Here is a 19,524-nt window from a genome sequence, read left to right as displayed (position 1 = left end):
GGTCTATATCTTGAGGCAGGTTTTGGTTCATATTTGTGATACTCCCCCTCAAGTGTCCCCCTTGTCAATACTCTGCCACCTGAATCCTTACGATTTGATTTAACAAAACAGAATTCAGAAATGAATTCTGTGTAACTAGCGGATGAATAAACCTAAATCTAATAGGATAAGTTTCTAACTCAAGAAACATCCATGTTTGCTTATACTCGGATTTATACAACCCATATTCTGCACCCTAAACTGTCACAGAATGAATTTTGGATGTTTTAAGATTTGGGATTAGCGATCGCTATGGGACATTTGTTAACTTTGGTATAAAAAGTAGCTTTAATTGTATATGAAAATACGAAAAAACCGATTGTGACAGTGGGTGCGGAATGTCGGATATAACAAGCTAAATTTATTAAGTTGATTATGAATATTTTTTACTTTTTTAGATTTTTCTATTTACTTATATGCATAAAACTTTATTCTGAGAAACGACGTTTATAATCAGTCAGCTTGTATGAGTAGCGAAAAAACAACAGAATTGCCACTCTGGGTACAAGATAGAGATATAGTCATTGCTCATGATGAAGAAGTACAGTGGCGAGAAGGAAAACGCCCAGATTATTCTTACACCAATGAATTTCTTCATCAAGAGAGTAAATTTCAGCATCCAGAAGGTTCTTTAGAAGCGATCGCCCAAAACTTAGTCCGCACTTTTGAGATGGAAGCTTCTAATAAATCTAATCCTCAGCAGTGGCTATCGATTGTTACTGATAAGTTTAAGATGAGTACCAATGGCGGACAACAATTCACTGCTGAGGATGTTGCAGTTGAGGGTACATATAACCTGTTTTTGGGTAAAACTGAGCAATATAACTCTGAAACAGAAACCTTTGAATCTTCATTTCAAGTTTTTCATAAAGCCTTTCCTAATGGCTTCCTTTGGGAATTAACAGAAGTACTTTCGGGGCCGCCTAATGTTACCTTTAAGTGGCGACATTGGGGAACATTTAATGGTTCCTATAAAGACTATGTACCCACAGGTGAAACAATAGAAATCGTCGGAGTTAGTATTGCTCGCGTCACTGATGATTTGAAGATAGAGTCTTTAGAGCATTACTTTGATAATAATATCTTTCTTGAGAAATTAACGGCAGGTGGTTGTCCTTTCCATTCCCAAAATCAGAACAATCACTAATTTTGATTTAGTATAGTCTATCGGCACGCTCAATCGGCGCTCTTAGCAAACAGCAGTGAGCGCCGATCGAGTGATTATCATCATCGAAAATCTGTAATTGAAGACTTATTATTAGGGCTGATAAGGGGATACGGAGAAATTTTAATAAATTTAAAAATGCCGTTCATGGTATTGGTGTTTGCACAGTAGTCGCTGGTGTATTGACTGAAGGTGTAAACCCAGCCAATTTACTCGACTTTTGGGGTACAAAGTTTGTTTCTTTGCTACCTTGAACCTCAGATAAGTAGCAATCTCGCACTGCCAACAACAAGCCTTTGATAGCATCTGGTGCGCCTGTTTTAACTAAATCGTCTGCCTTTTTAAAAAAATGCGATCGCCATTTACCATCGTTATTGCCATACAATTCTATTAAATACCAACCTGCAAGATACTCAGCTAAAGGATCGAGACAGAAACGGATTCTGTCTTTGGCAGAACCGATAGTTTGAATCAGGTGCAGGCGCTTTTCTAGATAATTGAGGTGTGCTTCGGGGTCATCAATACCCAAATTTGCTAATGCAGCAACTGCATCTACACGCTTGGCTGTTCCTGGTTGATAACTTTGCTGCAAGCATTCCCAAGCGATGGTTTTGGCAATTTGATGAACAGTGCGGTCATCAAATTGATTGTCTGTAACATCACGATTGAGTTCATTGATATAACCCAGCATCAAATTAGGAATATTCTCTGGCAACGCAGAAATATTAGATGCAACGTCTTTACTGGCGATTAACTGTTCAGCATAGAGTTTAGCCAGCAAGACAGTGATATTATTTTGACCGACCATCAGAGAAAGACGGTTACAAGCGTCAAAAAATTCCTGGTCAGTAAAGCGATCGCGTTTACCTCGCTGCATGAGATAAGCTTCCATAAAGGACGATAGTTTATTAGCCTCAATCCGCAAGGGTTTAATTATCGTCTTATTAACCCGCCCCAGCTTTTCCTCAATTCGGGAAGTAATCACCAATGCATTCACCGGAAACTCTGGCGACTCCGGCTCAATTGCTTCTCGTGTAGTGGCATTCATTTCTGAGAACCGGTCTACAATCACTAGAATGCGTTTCTTTCTTAACAAACGTAACAGTAATTCTTGGCAAATCGGCTCTGGTTCATCAATTAAAGCTTGCAACTGTCCTCTGATGGCTTCTAAAAGCGGCGACTTACCTTCAGTTACTCGAAATTCTTCTTCTAACAGCACAGGTAACATCAAGTGTTTGCAGAGTTGTTCGTCTTCAGTCTCAGCCATAGCCCACCCAGCTATTCGACACGCTAAACTGGTTTTACCTATACCCCCTTCCCCACCAATTACTAGACAGCTACGTTGTTTCTCGAAAGTTGAGCGCAAATTCTCATTCATCAGTTGGGGAACTGTTGTACCATCCAGAACAACGGGAATGGGAATGTAACAGGCACGACTGTTAACTGTATCCTTTTTGGGAAATTGTTCGCGGGCTGCTTTGATATATTTAGCTACCCACGCATCTAATACTCTGGGATGGTAATGAAACCAGCCAACAAATAGCACATATCGCAGAGGTACATTAACGCTGATAAATGGGAGAGAAAAATCTGTGTAGGGTTTGAGGGCATTGTTAATTTTCAACAACCATAAAGGGGCTATCCGCAAGAGAATTAACCAAATAGAAGGCAATAAGATAACGTAAGCGGCAATTCCTAAGAGTAATTTATGCTTAAATAGCGATTCCAGAACTCTATCAAAGAGGCGAGTTTCTTTTTCTGCTTTCAGGGCATTGAGAGGGCGACGTATCAGCTTAATGTCCGTCTCTGTGAATTTATCTTTGTATTTTTGTATAGTTGTCAATACCTGCTCAAAGTCTGAGATGACTTTCTGCAACTTGGAGGTAGGTAAAGCATTTGCTTTGTCCTGAAATCCTGCCGCTATTCCTCCTAAACCTTTGATAGCACCTAAACGCACGTAAAACTGGCTATCATTCAACAGGGCAATTAAATTAGGGACAGAAGATACTGCTTCTGTACCCATTGCACCCAAAGCGTAGGCAGAATTGTAACGTACAGTGGGGTTATGATCTTTTAAGGCAGCAGTTAATACTGGGACAGCTACTTTCGCTTCTACGCCAATTTTTCTGAGTGCAGAAGGAACATAAATGCGAACGAATTGCTCCTTGTCTTGTAATGCCGCCATCAAGGATGGAACTGCTGCTTTGGCTGCTGTACCAATATTTCCTAAAGCTAAGGTGGCGTACAGGCGGACTTGTCCATCCTCATCCTGCAATGCCGCACTTAAGGCTGGAACGGCTGGTGCTGCCTCTGCACCCAAATCTCCTAAAACCGAAGCTGCGTGCCAGCGAAGATTAATATCCTGATTTTTCAAAGCTTCAATCAGAGACGGCACTGCTGGGGAACCGATATTAACTAATGCATCTGCGGCAATGCTACTGATGTGGGCATCGTTATCTATTAGCTTCTGAATCAGGGGAGCAATTTTGCTGTCAGTAGTGATTTGCGCCCAACTATTGCTTGTGCATAGTAGGAACAGTGTCAGGCATAAGACAACCACCTTGAGCGCACTAAATAATACTTGTCTGGTATGCTTTGTCATTGAATCGGATTGAATCACCCGATGAACAACTCCAGTCAGAGAAACTATACCTAGATTGTAATCTAACCGTCAATGTGGGTTAGCGATCGCACTGGTTTGCCCTCGATTAGGATTTAAACGCATCATGATTTTTCCAGTTCTGTCAAATTTTTCAAACCATAACGGCGATACAGCCCATGAGTATCTTTTATGCCTAACATCCACCTTGACAAAACACTTTGGTACGAGAAAGGTAAATATCGATGGTTATGGGTAGCAATTACAAAATACAATTGCAGTTTACCACATCGGTAGTTGTCGCCAGGAAAGGCTATTACCCCTGAACGCTTACGGCATTTGTGGGATGGTTAGTTACCATTCGAGAATTGCTTTTGATGTAACAATGCTGTTAGAATCTAGATAATAATATTAATTATATAAAACTAGACAATATGTACATCAAAATTAAACCAGAACTAGAGCAATTTATTCAGGCACAGCTTGCAAGCGGTAAATTTACTAATGCAGATGAGGTCATCAATGAAGCTTTTAAACTGTTACAAGAAAGAGAGCAGCGACTTGAAGAATTACGGCAAAAAATTGCTGTAGGAACTGAACAAATTGCTAAGGGACAAGTAACTGACGGCGAAGTTGTATTTGCCAGATTACAAGAAAAAATTCGTCTAATTGCTGAGGAATCCTCTGAATGAGTAATTATTCACTTTCAGATGCAGCAATTCGAGATTTAGATGAAATTTGTGAATATATTGCTCAGAGTAACCCAAAAGCAGCTAGTAAGCTTTTTGATGACATTCGCTCCAAATGTAAATTAGTAGCGAGTTTCCCCAATATGGGAAAAAGTTATGGAAGGCTTGTACCAAATCTGCGCGGTTTTGTTGTGGATGATTACATTATATTTTACTATCCAAGAGAAGACGGAATTAGTATTACTCGTATTGCCAGTGGTTATCGAGATTTAGAATCTTTGTTCGGAGATTAATAATTAAACTATAACTATAATTCATTCTTGCGGTCAGAGGGTTGCAACCTAAAATGATGAAATTACTGAACCATTAGCTGGATAACAGAGGCTATATTCAGCATTCAATGATATGGGTGCATCTAGTTATTGATTATGAATCAGCCTACAACAAAATCTTGGCAAGAAGTCCGCACTGCTTTTCAACAAATCTGGGGTTATGAAGATTTCCGTCCACCACAGGGAGAAATTGTCAGCAGTTTACTATCACAAAAAGATGCGCTGATTATTATGCCCACAGGTGGCGGGAAGTCGATTTGTTTTCAACTTCCTGCACTGCTACAAACAGGATTAACTTTGGTAGTTTCGCCCTTAGTGGCGTTGATGGAAAATCAAGTACAGGAACTACGAGAAAGCCACCAAAAAGCAGCACTTTTACATAGTGAATTATCTTCATCTCAACGCCGTGCAACGCTGCAAGCTTTGGAACGTCAACAGCTAAGATTACTGTATTTGTCACCAGAAACTTTGTTAAGTGTACCAGTGTGGGAAAGATTATCTCACCCGCAATTGCAAATTAATGGTTTGATTTTAGATGAAGCTCATTGTTTAGTGCAGTGGGGTGATACTTTTCGCCCAGCTTATCGCAGATTAGGGGCGGTGCGTCCGGCATTGCTCAAATCAAAACCACCAGGAACAAAAATCAGTATCGCCGCTTTTACTGCTACTGCTGACCCCTTAGCCCAAAAAATTATTCAAACAGTTTTACAATTACAGCAACCAGAGATTTTTCGCTTGAATCCTTACCGTGCAAATTTGCATCCCAGCATTCGCATCGCTTGGACACCACGAGGTAGGAAACAACAATTATTAAAGTTTATTCAAAATAGACCGCAACAATCGGGGTTAGTTTACGTTCGTACTCGGAGAGATAGCGAAGATTTAGCCCAATGGTTAGCAGAGATGGGTTATGCCACAGCTAGTTATCATGCGGGATTGGGTGCCACTGAACGCCGTGAAGTAGAAGCAAGCTGGTTAAGTGGTAAAATACCATTTGTGGTTTGTACCTGTGCGTTTGGCATGGGGATAAATAAATCAGATGTTCGCTGGGTTGCCCACTTTCACGCGCCACATTTGTTATCTGAATATGTGCAAGAAATTGGCCGCGCTGGAAGGGATGGGAAACCAGCAGAAGCGTTAACGTTGGTGAGTGAACCTACGGGGTGGTTAGATTCAGGGGATAAGCAAAGACAGGAGTTTTTTCAACAACAAATGCGATCGCAACAACAAATAGCGCAGCAACTTGTGAAAAAATTACCAAAACAGGGAGAAGTAAATGCAGTAACTCGACAATTTCCCGAAGGTGCAACGGCGCTAGCTTTACTCCATAGCAACGGTCAGCTAAACTGGCTTGATCCTTTCCATTACACCATTGGGCAAAAAGCGGGAAATCAGCCACCAACCCAATTACACGCTGCTAAACAAATGCAGCAATACCTAACAACTAAGCAGTGTCGTTGGCAGTTTTTGTTAAATGCCTTTGGTTTTAATAAAGAAGCAGCTAACTTGCGTTGTGGACATTGTGACAATTGCCGTCAATGAGTATAAAAGACTCATTCACGAGTATCAAAGACTCATCGCCGAGTATAAAAGACTTGTTCACGAGTATCAAAGACTCATCGCCGAGTATAAAAGACTCGTTCACGAGTATCAAAGACTCGTTCACGAGTATCAAAGACTCGTCGCCGAGTATAAAAGACTCGTTCACGAGTATCAAAGACTCGTCGCCGAGTATAAAAGACTCATTTATGAAAATTACTCCCTTGCTGCTTGTTCGCCGTCAGGTATTCCCGCTACAATACCTAAATTTTTTTAATAACTGCGATCGCGCAGCGTCTCCTTAGAGAAAGACGCAAAAGAAAAGATAAATAATCTTATAGCCTACAGAAAGTAAGTTAAAACTTTTTTCTTTCCCCTGCTGTGCTAAATATTCTCCAGCTAGGTTCATCCAATAGGATGAATTGTCATTTTCACCACTAAGTAACAATAAAGAGGTCAAGTAGAGGATAAAAATATGTCATCTGCTCAAGCGCCCTCCCTACCACCGTTGATTCCGCGCGAAATCCTGTTTGGGAATCCCGAAAAAACTAGCCCACAACTCTCCCCTGATGGCAAGTACTTGGCATATATCGCCCCTGATGAGAAAAATGTCTTGCAGGTATGGTTGCGAACTATAGGACAAGAAGACGACAAGATACTAACTGCTGACAAAAAGCGTGGTATCCGCATTTTCTTCTGGACTTATAACGCAGACCAGTTGATTTATATGCAAGACTCGGATGGCGACGAGAACTTTCACCTCCACTTGGTTAATATTCACTCCAAGATTGTGCGTGACTTAACGCCATTCCAGGGTGTGAAGGCCGAACTTGTGGAACTGGAACCTAAATTTCCAGACCAAGCGCTGGTAGCGTTGAACTTAAACAATCCCCAAAAGTTTGACGTTTACCGCATCAACCTCAAAAATGGTGCGGTTGAGTTCGATACTGACAACCCCGGTAACATTATCAGTTGGACATCTGACGCTGATTTTCAAATACGTGCAGCGACAGCTAGCACACCCGATGGTGGTTACGATTTGTTATTGCAGAAACCAGATAAACAGTGGGAAATTCTCCGCCACTGGGGGTCAGAAGAGGAAGGGAATTCTGTTAGCTTCTCAGATGATGGTAAAACCCTTTATATTCAAGGGAATCATGATGCTAACGCCAAACGTCTGCTAGCTGTTGACCTAGACACCTGTCAAGAAACCGTCATTGCTGAAGATGAGCAGTATGATGTCGTGGGGATAATCATTCAGCCACTGACGCGAGTTATCCAAGCAGTTTCTTTCTACAAAGATAAACAGGAATGGCAAGTAATTGACCAGAGTATCGCCGCAGATTTTGAGGAAATCGCCAAGGTGCGTTCTGGAGAATTCTCTGTAATTAGCCGCGACTTGGAAGATAAAACTTGGGCTTTAGCTTATAGAACTGACAATGGCCCAGTTTATTACTATGCCTACAACCGACAGTCCAAAACTAGCACTTTCCTCTTTAGCAACCAACCCAAACTCGAAACGTTGCAATTGGCATCAATGCAACCGATTTCCTACGAGGCGCGGGATGGCTTGACTGTCCACAGTTACCTGACAACTCCTGTGGGAATACCTACGCAGAATCTCGCAACAGTACTCCTGGTTCACGGCGGCCCTTGGGCGCGGGATACTTGGGGTTTCTCTCCCACAGCGCAATGGCTAGCTAACCGAGGTTATGCTGTTCTGCAAGTGAATTTTCGCGGTTCCACTGGTTATGGTAAAGCATTTTTGAATGCTGGTAATCGGGAATGGGCTGGCACAATGCACGATGACTTAATTGACAGCGTGAACTGGCTGGTGGAACAAGGTATTTCCGACCCGCAAAAAATTGCGATTATGGGCGGTTCTTATGGAGGTTATGCCACCTTAGTCGGGTTGACTTTTACACCAGAAGTTTTTGCTGCTGGTGTGGATATTGTCGGGCCAAGTAACCTAATTACTCTGATCGAAACTATACCGCCTTACTGGGAACCATTGAAGGCAATGCTTTATCATCGCGTTGGTAATTTAGAGACAGAAGAAGAGTTTCTGAAATCGCGATCGCCTTTATTCTTCGCTGACCGGATTCAAAAACCTTTACTCATCGGTCAAGGTGCAAACGATCCACGGGTGAAACAATCAGAAAGTGATCAAATTGTCAATGCCATGCAGGAGGCTGGTTTGCCAGTGCAATATGCACTTTACACAGATGAAGGACATGGTTTTGCCAGACCAGAAAATCGGTTGCACTTTTTTGCGATCGCTGAGGAATTTTTCGCCAAATACATAGGCGGTAGATTTGAACCTTTGGCAGATATCCCTGGTCATTCAGGAATAGTTAAATAAACTCTCAAAATGGTGGTTAGTGTTATTCACCAACCACCTTAATATTTTTAATCCAGTAAACGTAGATCCAAAAGGGAAATGCAACCTAACTATTAAGTTCAGCAACCACTTTTGCCGCTACAATTAAATATTTTGTAAAAGCAGCATATCCATTTGGACAGCAAGTTTTAATAATACCTAAATCAATCTGAGAAGCTAAGTCCCATCGAATTTGAAGCGGACGTTGATTGCTACTTTCTTTCGAGAGATAAGTTGATTCTGCAATCGCTGTCTCTAAGATATCCTTTGTACCATCTAAAGCCTCTAAATTTTCAAGTTGTTCAAGCTCTACACCTAAAATTTTTGAAATAGTTTGAGTGTCAGCTAGCAACCAGGTTTCAAAATTTATAATTGCTAAACCTCCTGCACTACGATCATTGATTGGTTGCTCATTGACATCTAAGTGATTGTCACGAATCTTATTTAAAGCACGTTCTAAATCCCGCTGCCTTTGAGATCGGTTATCATCCGCATCAACCACAATGAGGATCATGTCTACCTCCTCTGGTTTCCAAGAGATAACTACCTGTGCTAAATACTTTGGATCTAAGACTGAATGTCCAGTTCTTCGTTTAAAACACTTACTTTCACTGCTTGATGGGTGTCTCTGTACAAAATCACAATCAGCTATTCCAGCTATTTTCAGCTCTCGCCTAATTAAGGTATGAAGTGCCCCCTCATTATTTCTTTCAATAACCTTTCCACCGTCTTCGGGTTTGATATAGGGAATACTTGCTCCCAGTTCTGCTTCCCCTTCAGCAATTAGCCCAATACGAATCGGACGATTCATACCGGATTGCCTCCAAACACATTCGTAAACCAAAGCTCACCTAACTCTCCATCATAAGCTTCCAGCGCTTTTTGTAAACGCACAGATTCTAAGGCTAAACTATGGACTTGAGTTCTACCTTCGTTATCTAGTTCAACTGCACGTACTTGATGAGGTTCAATATAATTTAGTAGTACAGGAGAATGAGTTGTGATTAAAACTTGAACTGGCTTACCAGTAATTCCTTCTGTCGAGACAATTTTCAACAACTCTATCATTTTATGCAGTAGCCAGGGATGAACTCCGTTCTCTATTTCTTCAAAGCAAATAATACTTGGAGTGTTCTCTTGATACAGCGCAGTTAGGAAAGCTAGAATTCTAAGTGTTCCATCTGATATGTCAGAAGCAGGAATATGGTGTTCTGAATATCTATCAATCAATTCCAGTAAAAAGGTTTGATTTTCTCCACGGGGCAATACAATTCTTTGTATGTTAGGAACAAGCCGCGTCAAACGCTCCTCTAATTCATCAAAACCTTTACGATTAGCGTGTAAAATATCAACTAGAGCATAAGTAATTCCTTGTCCAGTCCTGTCCATACTGCCATTTGAGGAGGCTTTACTAGATATATCAACTGGGGCAAAATCGTAAATACTAACCTTTCTCAGGGCATTGGCAAGTGGAGAATCTGAGTATTCATTAGAAACCAGAAATTCTCTTAGCGGAGTTGTAAAGTTACTTGTTACGGTGTCAGTCTTTTCAAGATTTCTTAAACAAACTTTTCGCTGAGGATAATCAAGATGAACTGATAGGTCTAAAAAGTTTTTAGATTTTTCAGAAGGAATGCTTTCTGTTGTAGTAAGGGTACTAACCTCAAACAAAAAATAATCTGGCTTTCCATGCCAGAATTTAGATTCAATGCTCGGCTGGTTTTTGCTTACAGTATTTAAAGAATTTGTAAAAAATGGTATTATATCTATATAACCTGTATTGGCTATCATCCTTTGGAGAAAATCAGATAGTACAGCAAGAGCTTCACAAATGTTCGACTTTCCAGAACCATTAGGCCCAATGAATACGGTTAATGGTTCTAAAGCTATTTTGGTATCAAAGAGGCTCTTATAGTGCTGAACTCTTAGTTTAGATAACATCTGTTTGATAGTAAGCAGATTTAGCTATTCTATATTAATCCTAAATGAGTAGTGAAGTTTTACTCCCTTAGCTCCATTTTTCATGTTACCAGTTAATGCTAGGTGAGAGGTGTGGGATCGCACCCCTCAAATCACTTCGTCTGTCTACCTTTTAAATTTAAACTAATAAATGGCATCACCCGCATTGCTTTCTCCAGCGTTGAGTACTTGCTCTGCGGTTAGTTGTAATTCTGGGAAAATGGAAGAAGCGATCGCAAAAAACTTTCTCGCCAAATACTTAGGTGGGAGATTTTAAGCTACTCTGATGCTCAGACTCTTCTTTTTGCAAGAGAAAATCGAGATAGTCTTGTAATTGCAACAGCCTCGCTCCCGATAGCTGGCGTAACTTAGCTAAAATCATTTCTTCTTGCTGCCACTGGGCAATGGGGATAATTTGAGATGCTGGTACTTCAATCGTCACATGGGGCAGATCAAACCCTTCCAGACTATACCCGTCCTCTTCCCCTTCAGGCATGGGGTAATGTTCCACAATTGTTGCAACATTCCCTCGCTTCAGGTTGTATTCTGGTAAGTCCTGCGCTAAGGCAACTTGGGAGAATAGGGGGTGCTGTATCTTCATGAGTTGGCTCCTTGATCTGGCACTAAGGTGACAAATTTGGTTGTATCGTTTGCAACCATCCAAATGGTTAAGATATTGAGTTCAACGCCATTAATCCCTCGCAGACACGCACGAATGACATACTTTTCACCATAGCGAGTTGTTTCGATCGCCTCGGCAGGTTGCGTTAAAACTTGAGCGCGTAGATCCCGTTCCAGTTGTTGCCAATTGTCTAGTGTGTACCCAGCCCTAGCCAGAAATTTAGATTTATCGTCTTTGGGCAACGGCACAAGCAGATACTTGGTTAGCTTTTCTTCTGCAATTATTGTATCCTGCGGTAAAAAGACCATCGGCTCATGGCATGAACTTTGGGTAGGAATTATTGACTACATTTTACTGTTCGAGATGATGAAAGTTTTAACGGCGATCGCACCTCTCAAATCACTTCGTCTGTCTGCATTTTAAATTTAAACTAAGAAATGGCATTACCAGTAATGCTTTCTCCGGCTTTGAGTACTTGCTCTACGGTTAGCTGTAACTCTGGAAAGATAGTAGAAGCGATCGCAGTATTTCCTGCAAATCTGGTTTCTTCATAAAACCCGTCAACTAATATTAGTACGGTAACTGCATTTATTTGTGGATCGACAATCCAATATTCAGCAATTCCCCTTGCGGCATACTCGGAACGTTTGTAGCGATAGTCCCGATCTTGGTTAGCTTTGCCAGGAGAAACAACTTCAATAACTAATGCTGGAGGTGGTATATCCAGGGTAATTGTGGATCGCGTTGCACCTTCTAAAGCTGTTGCAAGTTCATCTGTCAACACAACTAAATCAGGAATGCGAGTTGTCGCACGAGAACCAGCAACAACAATTTCAACTTTGTTACTTAACCGATTGAACGGGACGAACTTGAGGAAATTTACCAGCAAAAATAGAGATATCTGGACATTTTTTGGGCTTTCAGGTGGTATTGCAACTAACTCACCTGCCACCAGTTGATATTGGCTATCGGTGCGATCGTCATACTTCAAATATTCCTCAAGCGTTAGACGTTTACCACGCTGTTGAAACCGTTCAATAGGTTTTCCGCCAACCCGCAGCACCGCTTGCTTCATCTGTTCTTCAGTCACTTGTGGAATGTCAGAAAGATCGATGTTTTCATCTTGCATTACATCAATCCTCTCCCAATCAGTTTGAGAGGCTTTGAAAAAAAATGATTTGCTCACGTTTAGTTCCCTCCCTCATCGAAATTACACGAATTTCATCCCCCAACTTCTGTATGGGCAATTAACCACCACTCGCCTGTGCAATACTCCCAGTGTTATAAACCGCTGTTCTCCATAAGCATAACGTTCATCTTCAAACGTGAATGTTGCACCTTCAAAAATCTGAGAAGCATCCACGAAATCAAACCCGTGTTTGTCCAAATTTAATTGCTGCTTATTTTCATCCCAAGTGAACTGCATCATCTGACACCGTGCTAAATTTTGAATTTTGAATTATTTAATCCAAAATTCAAAATTTAAAATCCAATGCAAGAGATTTAGTAAACGCCTAATTATTTACAGCGCTCGCTTCCCTAAAATTGCTGCAAAAACCGCAAATCACTAGCATACAAGCGACGAATATCATCGATTTGGTGTAACACCATTGCAAAGCGTTCTACACCAAAACCGGCAGCAAACCCTGTATAAACTTCTGGGTCATAACCCACAGACTTAAGTACATTTGGATCGACCATACCGCAGCCCATCACCTCCAGCCAGCGACCATTCCACTGCAAATCTACCTCAGCCGAGGGTTCGGTAAAGGGGAAATAACTGGCGCGGAAGCGAATAGGTAAATCGCCAAAGATTGCCTGCAAAAATACTTTAATAGTGCCCTTGAGGTCTGTAAAAGTTAGTCCCTCGTCAATGGCTAAAAGTTCTATTTGATGGAAAACTGCTGAGTGAGTCGCGTCTACATTATCTCGCCGATAAACTCGCCCTGGAGCCACAACTCGAATCGGTGGTTCCTCTCTTTCCATGTAACGAATTTGGACTGACGAAGTATGAGTCCGTAAAAGATTCCCGTCTGGCAGGTAGAAGGTGTCCTGCATATCACGGGCGGGGTGGTCAGGCGGGGTGTTGAGAGCCTCGAAATTATAATAATCTGTTTCCATCTCTGGGCCTTGAGCCACGGTGTAGCCCATACCAACAAAGATATCCAGCGCCCGGTCGATAATGCCGTTGAGGGGATGAATGCGACCTTGAGGGCTGTAAATTCCTGGCATAGTTACATCTAGGGTTTCCGCCTCTAACAAAGCTTGAATTTGCGCGGCTTCTAAGGCAGCACGTTGCTGGTCTAGACTAGTTTGCAGGGATTCTTTGACTGTATTGGCGATCGCTCCAATTTTTGGCCGTTCCTCTGCGCTCATCTGCCCCATACTTCGCAATAGTGCCCCCAGTTCCCCTTTCTTACCCAGATAGTTAACTCTGAGTTCCTCCAGACGTTCTAAGGTGTCGGCGGCTGCGATCGCTTTTTCTCCTTCTTGCCGCAGTGCTAAAAGTTGAGCTTCTAAATTGCTAGTCATTAGTTATTAGTCATTAGTCATTAGTCATTAGTCTATAGTCAAAAGCTGTGAACTGGTCGATAAATAAACTTACAGTCATACCATTAACATCAGCTAAAGGTGAGGGTTGAAACCAAACCTCTGTTTATTAGTTAGAGATGATTGGGCTAGTACAGCGGGCGCGTAAATCCAGCTAACATCTCACTTCACCAGACTTAGGGATTGAGCAGCTTGTCTTAAAGGTAAGCAAAATTTCGCCACACTGTCTAGTGAGTATAAATGTTTTTTTGCTGCTTGTGACCTCAGACATTGACAAATGGCTAATAACAAATAACTAATAACTAATGACCAATGACTAATGACTATGAAATTACTAATTAGCAACGATGATGGCATTTCTGCCTTGGGGATTCGTACCCTAGCCAACTATTTGGCAGAGGCTGGTCATGATGTGAGTGTAGTTTGCCCAGACCGAGAGCGATCGGCAACTGGACACGGGTTAACTTTACACCAACCGATTCGCGCCGAAATTGTCGAAGAGATTTTTCATCCTGCTGTCAAAGCTTGGGCTTGTGATGGTACGCCTTCAGATTGCGTCAAATTGGCGCTGTGGGCTTTGCTGGAAACTCCTCCAGATTTGGTTCTCTCTGGTATTAATCAAGGTGCGAATTTGGGAACTGAAATTCTGTATTCTGGCACTGTTTCTGCGGCAATGGAAGGTTTAATTGAAGGCATTCCCAGTGTAGCGCTGAGTCTTATGAGTCACACATCTAAAGACTTTCAAGCTGCTGCTAAGTTTGCCACAGTTCTCGTAGACCAGTTAGCCCAAAAACCGCTGCCAGATTTAATGTTGCTCAACGTCAATATTCCTGCGGTCAAATGGGAAGAAATTGCCGGAGTTACTCTCACCCGTCAAGGCCTACGGCATTATATTGATGTGTTTAATAAACGAGTCGATCCTCGTGGAAAAACGTACTACTGGTTAACTGGAGAGGTAATTGAGGATGTGGAACCCCCAAGCGGATTAAATCTGCCTCAAAATGTACCTACAGATGTGGAGATTGTACGTAAAAACTACATCAGTATTAGTCCGTTACAATACAATCTTACTTACGCAACTGGATTAGAGAAATTATCGGAGTGGGAATTCAATTTTCCTGGAATCCTTTGATTTATCAGGAAAAAAATGTGGTTATTCAAATGCATCACGAAAAAATGTAGGCTATAACGTAGGGGCACTCTTGAAATAACCGATACACATCCACCCCAACACCTGGGAAATTCTAACTGACGTATCTCATTCACATTTGACACAATCAGCCAGAAACAGGATATGCTGTTTTACCAAGAAATCCCCCCTCTAGCAAAATCGGTGAGACAGCATAAACTTAGACAAAATAAGTAACAATTCTTTCATTTATCGCCCGCTCAGTCCAGCAAGCAACACCCATGTCTAGGATAGAGAATCAATTTACCGTACAATTTTGGGGCGTTCGCGGCAGCATCCCCAGCCCAGGTCTACACACTGTTCGTTACGGCGGTAATACCCCTTGCATATCAATGCAAGCGGGCGATAAACGCTTAGTTTTCGATGCTGGCACGGGACTACATGTTTTGGGGCAATCTTTGTTGCGCCAAATGCCGTTAGAAGCTCACATATTTTTTACCCACTCTCACTGGGATCACATGCAAGGTTTTCCCTTCTTTACGCCAGGGTTTGTAAAGGGGAATGACTTTCATATCTACGGCGCGATCGCACCTGATGGTTCTACCATAGAACAGCGCCTCAACGATCAAATGTTGCACCCGAACTTTCCCGTACCCTTGCAAATTATGCAAGCCAATTTAAATTTCTACGACATTCGACCGGGGCAACCAATCCACATCGATGACCTTACCGTAGAAACAGCACCTTTAAACCATCCAGGTGAAGCTGTAGGATACCGCGTCAACTGGCGTGGTGGTGCTGCTACTTACATCACTGATACTGAACATTTTCCCGATCGACTCGATGACAATGTGTTGTGGCTAGCTCGTAATGCTGACATTCTGGTTTACGATTCTACCTACACAGATGAGGAATACCACTCGCCAAAATCCCCGAAAATTGGCTGGGGACATTCTACCTGGCAAGAAGCGGTAAAAGTGGCACAAGCTGCTAACGTCAAAACTCTGGTGATTTACCACCACGACCCGGCACACGATGACGACTTTTTGGATCGTGTAGGCAAAGAAGCCGCTGAAAAATTTCCTGGTGCTATTATGGCACGGGAAGGATTGGTACTTCAGGTTCCGACCTCAGTTGTCTTATCAGAATCTTTTCCTGTTAGCAAGTTTTCTACCTAAAGATTGCGATCGGAGGAATTGGAGATTTTAGATTAGATTGGTGATCAGAGGCTTTCAGCGCAAGAGCATACCTGTTGGCTGTACGGTGAGACAGCGCTGCCCAGAGTTGTCAGAGCGCCGACCACAGGATTGGGGCGACAACAGGAGGACAAACTTTATAGATTCACCAACACAGCCCAGATACCCACAGACGCCCTAAGATTGCGGCTGATGGTCGCCCTAAAACCTCGTTGAAGTCTCAACACGGAACTAGAGCTTTTTTAGCTCTGGTATTTGGGGTTATCTGGACTTAGCAATTAGCTCTCAAGCTGATAGCACAAGAAACGATCCTGGGCGACTTCCCTTGGGTTAGGCTTTTGGCTGATAGCTAAAAGGGGCGGCAGCATAAACGCCCTGGCTGATAGCACAAGACCTCATGGGCAGTTGGTGAATGTCCTCCTTAAGGCGGTTTACCATAGGGTAGCTTCCTGCTGATAGCTAAAATAAACCTAAAATCTCAGAATCCACGTGCTAAATTTGTCTAAAAATGGGTGTTCTGTGCGGGTTGCTTTTTCGAGCGAAGGGCTACTAACGCCGACTGCTGTTGCCCTTGGCAAGTTTGATGGTGTTCATCTTGGTCATCAAAAGGTAATTCAACCAGTCTTGCACGCTGGTGGTCACTTGTCAGTAGCTAGTAGTCCGCAGTCAAAGGAAAATCAACTGACAAATCAAGAATATACCTATTCAACAGTTGTCACCTTTGACCCCCATCCACAGGAGTTCTTTACGGGGCAACCCCGGACTTTGTTAACGCCACTGGATGAAAAAGTCCAACAATTGCGATCGCTTGGGGTAGAACAACTCGTACTACTACCCTTTGACAAAGAATTGTCTGCGTTGACCCCCGAAGAATTTGTCGAAAAAATTCTCGTGCAACAACTGCGATGCCAACAAATTAGCATCGGGCAGGATTTTTGTTTTGGCGAAAAGCGCAGTGGTACTGCTCAAGATTTGCAATTACTCGCTGCCAAGCACAATATTCCCGTTACCATCGTTCCCTTACAAACTTATACAGGTGATTCGTCCACCCAAAGCAGTTGCGTCAGTACTACTCCGACTCAGGATGCCCGCATTAGCACTTCATTGATCCGCCAAACCCTTGAGCAGGGAGACATTGAAAACGCAAATCTATTACTAGGACGCCCCTATACCCTTCTTGGTGATGTCGTTCAAGGTCAACAATTAGGCAGAACAATTGGTTTTCCCACCGCTAACCTCCAACTACCAAAAGAAAAGTTTGTGCCCCGCCAAGGAGTCTACGCTGTCCGCGTTTTCACTCTCGATGAAACATCAGATACCGCTCCTAGTGAGAACTTGGGCGTCATGAATATCGGTAATCGTCCAACTGTAAACGGTACTGATTCATCTGCGGAAGTACATTTATTTGATTGGTCAGGTGATTTGTATGGCAAAAAACTGGTTGTGCAGCTAGTTAAATTTTTGCGCCCTGAACAAAAATTTCCTTCTCTCGAAGCCCTGAAAACACAAATTCAACTTGACTGCGTTGTTGCTAGAGAAGTTTTGAGTGTTTAGTGGGAACAATAGATAGGGCATTGGGCATTGGGCATTGGGCATGGGGCATTGGGCATTGGGCATGGTTATTCTCCTTGTCCCCTCATCTCCCTATTCCTCATTCCCCATTCCCCACTCCCCAGTCCCCACTCCCTACAACGCATGAGAGAAAAAATCGACGCATTAACACAAAATCTGGCTCTTACCATCGTTGGCAAAGCTGAGGCAATACGCTTAGTGCTAGTCGCCTTGTTAGGTGGTGGTCATGCTCTCCTAGAAGATGTCCCTGGTGTTGGTAAAACCCTGCTCGCTAAATCCTTAGCTCGTTCACTGGATGGCAAGTTTCAACGGCTACAATGCACTCCCGATTTACTACCAACTGATATTACTGGCACCAACATCTGGAACCCAAAAAGCGGCGAATTTACATTTCTTCCTGGGCCAGTCTTTACCAATGTGCTATTAGCTGACGAAATTAACCGCGCCACACCCCGCACTCAGTCAGCTTTACTGGAGGTTATGGAAGAACATCAGGTAACAGTCGATGGTGTCTCTCGTGCAGTTCCCCAGCCTTTCTTTGTCATTGCCACTCAAAACCCTATCGAGTATCAAGGTACTTTTCCCCTACCAGAAGCGCAAATGGATCGGTTTATGTTGTCGCTGAGTTTGGGCTATCCTTCTGAGGCAGAAGAACTCCTGATGCTGCAAAATCTCCAAAATGGTGTAAAAGTTGCTGATTTGCAGCCTTGTATTACCTTGGCAGAAGTACAGGAATTGCGTTACCTCTGCTCTCAAGTAAAAGTGGCAACTTCCTTGCAACAGTACATCCTCGAATTGGTGCGGGCAACACGTCAAGATGAGGAAATCGCTCTTGGTGTCAGTCCGCGTGGCACATTAGCATTACAACGGGCTGCCCAAGCGCTAGCTTTTCTATTAGGGCGTGATTATGCCATTCCCGATGATGTGAAATTTCTTGTTCCTCACGTTCTGTGCCATCGCCTTATTCCTAGAGGAGGACGCAATTCAAGGACTGTTGTTGAGCGATTATTGCGATCGGTTTCTATTCCTTAATGCAAGAGTTAATCTAAACTTTAGATTCCTTATCTTGCTTCAATTTGTGTATGTTAATGTGAGTTCGATGTCTTTCCAATTTTGTAATTGTTCTCTTAGTCCTGTTCTACTCTATTAAGTACATTATTTGGAAATGTCATAAATGACCGATAATAGCCGTGTTCACACTAAGTTAATACAGGGTTAGCTGATATTTATCTACCAGTGTAGATAATAGTTCATGAGCTAGGGAACCACTATAGTTCCTGTCAGCCAACCATTTTTTACCTTTATCTGAAATTACGCAGTTGCCACTTAATGGACTCTTGTCATTGATAACTTTCAGTAATCCCAATTCTGATAATTCTCTCACTACTTTCAAAACATATTTCTGACCAGTTAGGGGTTCACCTGTTAACATCATTAAGCTGTCGAGCTTATACCAGTGAGATCCTTCATCACCTTTTAGATTAAGAAGTTCAAGAATGAGAGCATAATCCTTTTCCATAGATTCTCCATTTGTATTTTTAAAAGGATTGCGACTAACGATTTATTCAAAGTTTCTGAATGAGAATATATTGGTGCAAATGAAATCCGAGATATTATGGCTGATTTTTGTAAGGATTCAGGTGAAAATTGCTAGGACATTTTTCATTGGATAGTCAGTAGTGCGCTGAATAGACATTTATATTACTGTTGTGGATATAAAACATACGTTGCTTGCCAAAACTACTTACGCAAA

Annotated in this window: 19 protein-coding genes; 10 read left to right on the top strand and 9 right to left on the bottom strand. The window is 42.4% G+C overall.

All coding sequences use genetic code 11. The features are described from left to right. Positions 1-505 precede the first annotated feature (505 nt). Entirely contained in the window at positions 506-1,186 is a 681-nt protein-coding gene (locus V7L12_RS13620; RefSeq protein WP_335084752.1) for a SnoaL-like polyketide cyclase, read from the top strand. Positions 1,187-1,349: 163 nt separating this feature from the next. Here V7L12_RS13620 and V7L12_RS13615 read toward each other — a convergent pair whose 3' ends face one another. Further along, positions 1,350-3,806: a HEAT repeat domain-containing protein gene (locus V7L12_RS13615; protein ID WP_335084750.1), complete on the bottom strand. Its 2,457-nt coding sequence runs from the start codon at positions 3,804-3,806 to the stop codon at positions 1,350-1,352. Between the two features lie 431 nt (positions 3,807-4,237). Here V7L12_RS13615 and V7L12_RS13610 point away from each other — a divergent pair, with 431 nt between their 5' ends. From V7L12_RS13610 to V7L12_RS13590, 5 genes are all read left to right on the top strand, one after another. Further along, positions 4,238-4,495 carry a type II toxin-antitoxin system ParD family antitoxin gene (locus tag V7L12_RS13610; protein WP_335084748.1) on the top strand — a complete coding sequence of 86 codons (258 nt, stop codon included), beginning with the start codon at positions 4,238-4,240 and terminating at the stop codon, positions 4,493-4,495. Continuing rightward, positions 4,492-4,785 (top strand): type II toxin-antitoxin system RelE/ParE family toxin, encoded by a 294-nt coding sequence (locus V7L12_RS13605; protein WP_335084746.1) that lies wholly within the window; start codon positions 4,492-4,494, stop codon positions 4,783-4,785. Before V7L12_RS13610 ends, V7L12_RS13605 begins: the two co-directional genes overlap by 4 nt. 135 nt (positions 4,786-4,920) lie before the next feature. Beyond that, entirely contained in the window at positions 4,921-6,366 is a 1,446-nt protein-coding gene (locus tag V7L12_RS13600) for a RecQ family ATP-dependent DNA helicase (protein WP_335084744.1), read from the top strand. Further along, positions 6,347-6,640, top strand: coding sequence for a hypothetical protein (locus tag V7L12_RS13595; RefSeq protein WP_335084742.1), 294 nt, complete (start codon positions 6,347-6,349; stop codon positions 6,638-6,640). The genes V7L12_RS13600 and V7L12_RS13595 overlap by 20 nt, the downstream gene beginning before the upstream one ends. 198 nt (positions 6,641-6,838) lie before the next feature. After that, entirely contained in the window at positions 6,839-8,725 is a 1,887-nt protein-coding gene (locus V7L12_RS13590; RefSeq protein WP_335084740.1) for a S9 family peptidase, read from the top strand. Positions 8,726-8,810: 85 nt separating this feature from the next. On the opposite strand, the gene V7L12_RS13585 is transcribed toward V7L12_RS13590, so the two are convergent. From V7L12_RS13585 to pheS, 7 genes are all read right to left on the bottom strand, one after another. Beyond that, complete coding sequence (locus V7L12_RS13585) at positions 8,811-9,554, bottom strand: hypothetical protein (RefSeq protein ID WP_335084738.1); 744 nt, start codon at positions 9,552-9,554, stop codon at positions 8,811-8,813. Further along, entirely contained in the window at positions 9,551-10,684 is a 1,134-nt protein-coding gene (locus tag V7L12_RS13580; protein ID WP_335084737.1) for an AAA family ATPase, read from the bottom strand. Before V7L12_RS13580 ends, V7L12_RS13585 begins: the two co-directional genes overlap by 4 nt. A gap of 277 nt (positions 10,685-10,961) precedes the next feature. Then, positions 10,962-11,303: a DUF4926 domain-containing protein gene (locus V7L12_RS13575; RefSeq protein WP_335084735.1), complete on the bottom strand. Its 342-nt coding sequence runs from the start codon at positions 11,301-11,303 to the stop codon at positions 10,962-10,964. Next, positions 11,300-11,632, bottom strand: coding sequence for a DUF6883 domain-containing protein (locus V7L12_RS13570; protein ID WP_335084734.1), 333 nt, complete (start codon positions 11,630-11,632; stop codon positions 11,300-11,302). The genes V7L12_RS13575 and V7L12_RS13570 overlap by 4 nt, the downstream gene beginning before the upstream one ends. Before the next feature lie 122 nt (positions 11,633-11,754). Beyond that, positions 11,755-12,399: a Uma2 family endonuclease gene (locus V7L12_RS13565; RefSeq protein WP_335084761.1), complete on the bottom strand. Its 645-nt coding sequence runs from the start codon at positions 12,397-12,399 to the stop codon at positions 11,755-11,757. Between the two features lie 135 nt (positions 12,400-12,534). Then, entirely contained in the window at positions 12,535-12,753 is a 219-nt protein-coding gene (locus V7L12_RS13560; RefSeq protein WP_335084732.1) for a BrnT family toxin, read from the bottom strand. A gap of 110 nt (positions 12,754-12,863) precedes the next feature. Continuing rightward, positions 12,864-13,856, bottom strand: coding sequence for a phenylalanine--tRNA ligase subunit alpha (gene pheS, locus V7L12_RS13555; RefSeq protein WP_229490194.1), 993 nt, complete (start codon positions 13,854-13,856; stop codon positions 12,864-12,866). Between the two features lie 343 nt (positions 13,857-14,199). Here pheS and surE point away from each other — a divergent pair, with 343 nt between their 5' ends. From surE to V7L12_RS13535, 4 genes are all read left to right on the top strand, one after another. Continuing rightward, complete coding sequence (surE, locus tag V7L12_RS13550) at positions 14,200-15,006, top strand: 5'/3'-nucleotidase SurE (protein WP_335084730.1); 807 nt, start codon at positions 14,200-14,202, stop codon at positions 15,004-15,006. A 278-nt stretch (positions 15,007-15,284) separates the two neighbouring features. After that, positions 15,285-16,181 carry an MBL fold metallo-hydrolase gene (locus tag V7L12_RS13545; RefSeq protein WP_335084729.1) on the top strand — a complete coding sequence of 299 codons (897 nt, stop codon included), beginning with the start codon at positions 15,285-15,287 and terminating at the stop codon, positions 16,179-16,181. Between the two features lie 507 nt (positions 16,182-16,688). Further along, positions 16,689-17,753, top strand: coding sequence for a bifunctional riboflavin kinase/FAD synthetase (locus V7L12_RS13540; RefSeq protein WP_335084727.1), 1,065 nt, complete (start codon positions 16,689-16,691; stop codon positions 17,751-17,753). Positions 17,754-17,894: 141 nt separating this feature from the next. Further along, the gene (locus V7L12_RS13535) at positions 17,895-18,803 is read left to right on the top strand and encodes an AAA family ATPase (RefSeq protein WP_335084759.1); all 909 of its coding nucleotides are present in this window, start codon (positions 17,895-17,897) and stop codon (positions 18,801-18,803) included. Between the two features lie 172 nt (positions 18,804-18,975). Here V7L12_RS13535 and V7L12_RS13530 read toward each other — a convergent pair whose 3' ends face one another. Beyond that, positions 18,976-19,290 carry a hypothetical protein gene (locus tag V7L12_RS13530; RefSeq protein WP_335084726.1) on the bottom strand — a complete coding sequence of 105 codons (315 nt, stop codon included), beginning with the start codon at positions 19,288-19,290 and terminating at the stop codon, positions 18,976-18,978. Positions 19,291-19,524: the final 234 nt, after the last annotated feature.

The organism is Nostoc sp. (assembly GCF_036918245.1).
Taxonomy (GTDB): domain Bacteria; phylum Cyanobacteriota; class Cyanobacteriia; order Cyanobacteriales; family Nostocaceae; genus Nostoc.
The sequence above is the reverse complement of the archived record's forward strand: the minus strand, read 5'-3'. Positions and strand labels throughout refer to the sequence as shown.

Bases quoted from the DNA above. Each gene is read 5' to 3' on its own strand.
- V7L12_RS13620 (WP_335084752.1), top strand. From the start codon at position 506: ATGAGTAGCGAAAAAACAACAGAATTGCCACTCTGGGTACAAGATAGA.
- V7L12_RS13615 (WP_335084750.1), bottom strand. From the start codon at position 3,806: ATGACAAAGCATACCAGACAAGTATTATTTAGTGCGCTCAAGGTGGTT.
- V7L12_RS13610 (WP_335084748.1), top strand. From the start codon at position 4,238: ATGTACATCAAAATTAAACCAGAACTAGAGCAATTTATTCAGGCACAG.
- V7L12_RS13605 (WP_335084746.1), top strand. From the start codon at position 4,492: ATGAGTAATTATTCACTTTCAGATGCAGCAATTCGAGATTTAGATGAA.
- V7L12_RS13600 (WP_335084744.1), top strand. From the start codon at position 4,921: ATGAATCAGCCTACAACAAAATCTTGGCAAGAAGTCCGCACTGCTTTT.
- V7L12_RS13590 (WP_335084740.1), top strand. From the start codon at position 6,839: ATGTCATCTGCTCAAGCGCCCTCCCTACCACCGTTGATTCCGCGCGAA.
- V7L12_RS13585 (WP_335084738.1), bottom strand. From the start codon at position 9,554: ATGAATCGTCCGATTCGTATTGGGCTAATTGCTGAAGGGGAAGCAGAA.
- V7L12_RS13580 (WP_335084737.1), bottom strand. From the start codon at position 10,684: ATGTTATCTAAACTAAGAGTTCAGCACTATAAGAGCCTCTTTGATACC.
- V7L12_RS13575 (WP_335084735.1), bottom strand. From the start codon at position 11,303: ATGAAGATACAGCACCCCCTATTCTCCCAAGTTGCCTTAGCGCAGGAC.
- V7L12_RS13570 (WP_335084734.1), bottom strand. From the start codon at position 11,632: ATGGTCTTTTTACCGCAGGATACAATAATTGCAGAAGAAAAGCTAACC.
- V7L12_RS13565 (WP_335084761.1), bottom strand. From the start codon at position 12,399: ATGAAGCAAGCGGTGCTGCGGGTTGGCGGAAAACCTATTGAACGGTTT.
- V7L12_RS13560 (WP_335084732.1), bottom strand. From the start codon at position 12,753: ATGATGCAGTTCACTTGGGATGAAAATAAGCAGCAATTAAATTTGGAC.
- pheS (WP_229490194.1), bottom strand. From the start codon at position 13,856: ATGACTAGCAATTTAGAAGCTCAACTTTTAGCACTGCGGCAAGAAGGA.
- surE (WP_335084730.1), top strand. From the start codon at position 14,200: ATGAAATTACTAATTAGCAACGATGATGGCATTTCTGCCTTGGGGATT.
- V7L12_RS13545 (WP_335084729.1), top strand. From the start codon at position 15,285: ATGTCTAGGATAGAGAATCAATTTACCGTACAATTTTGGGGCGTTCGC.
- V7L12_RS13535 (WP_335084759.1), top strand. From the start codon at position 17,895: ATGAGAGAAAAAATCGACGCATTAACACAAAATCTGGCTCTTACCATC.
- V7L12_RS13530 (WP_335084726.1), bottom strand. From the start codon at position 19,290: ATGGAAAAGGATTATGCTCTCATTCTTGAACTTCTTAATCTAAAAGGT.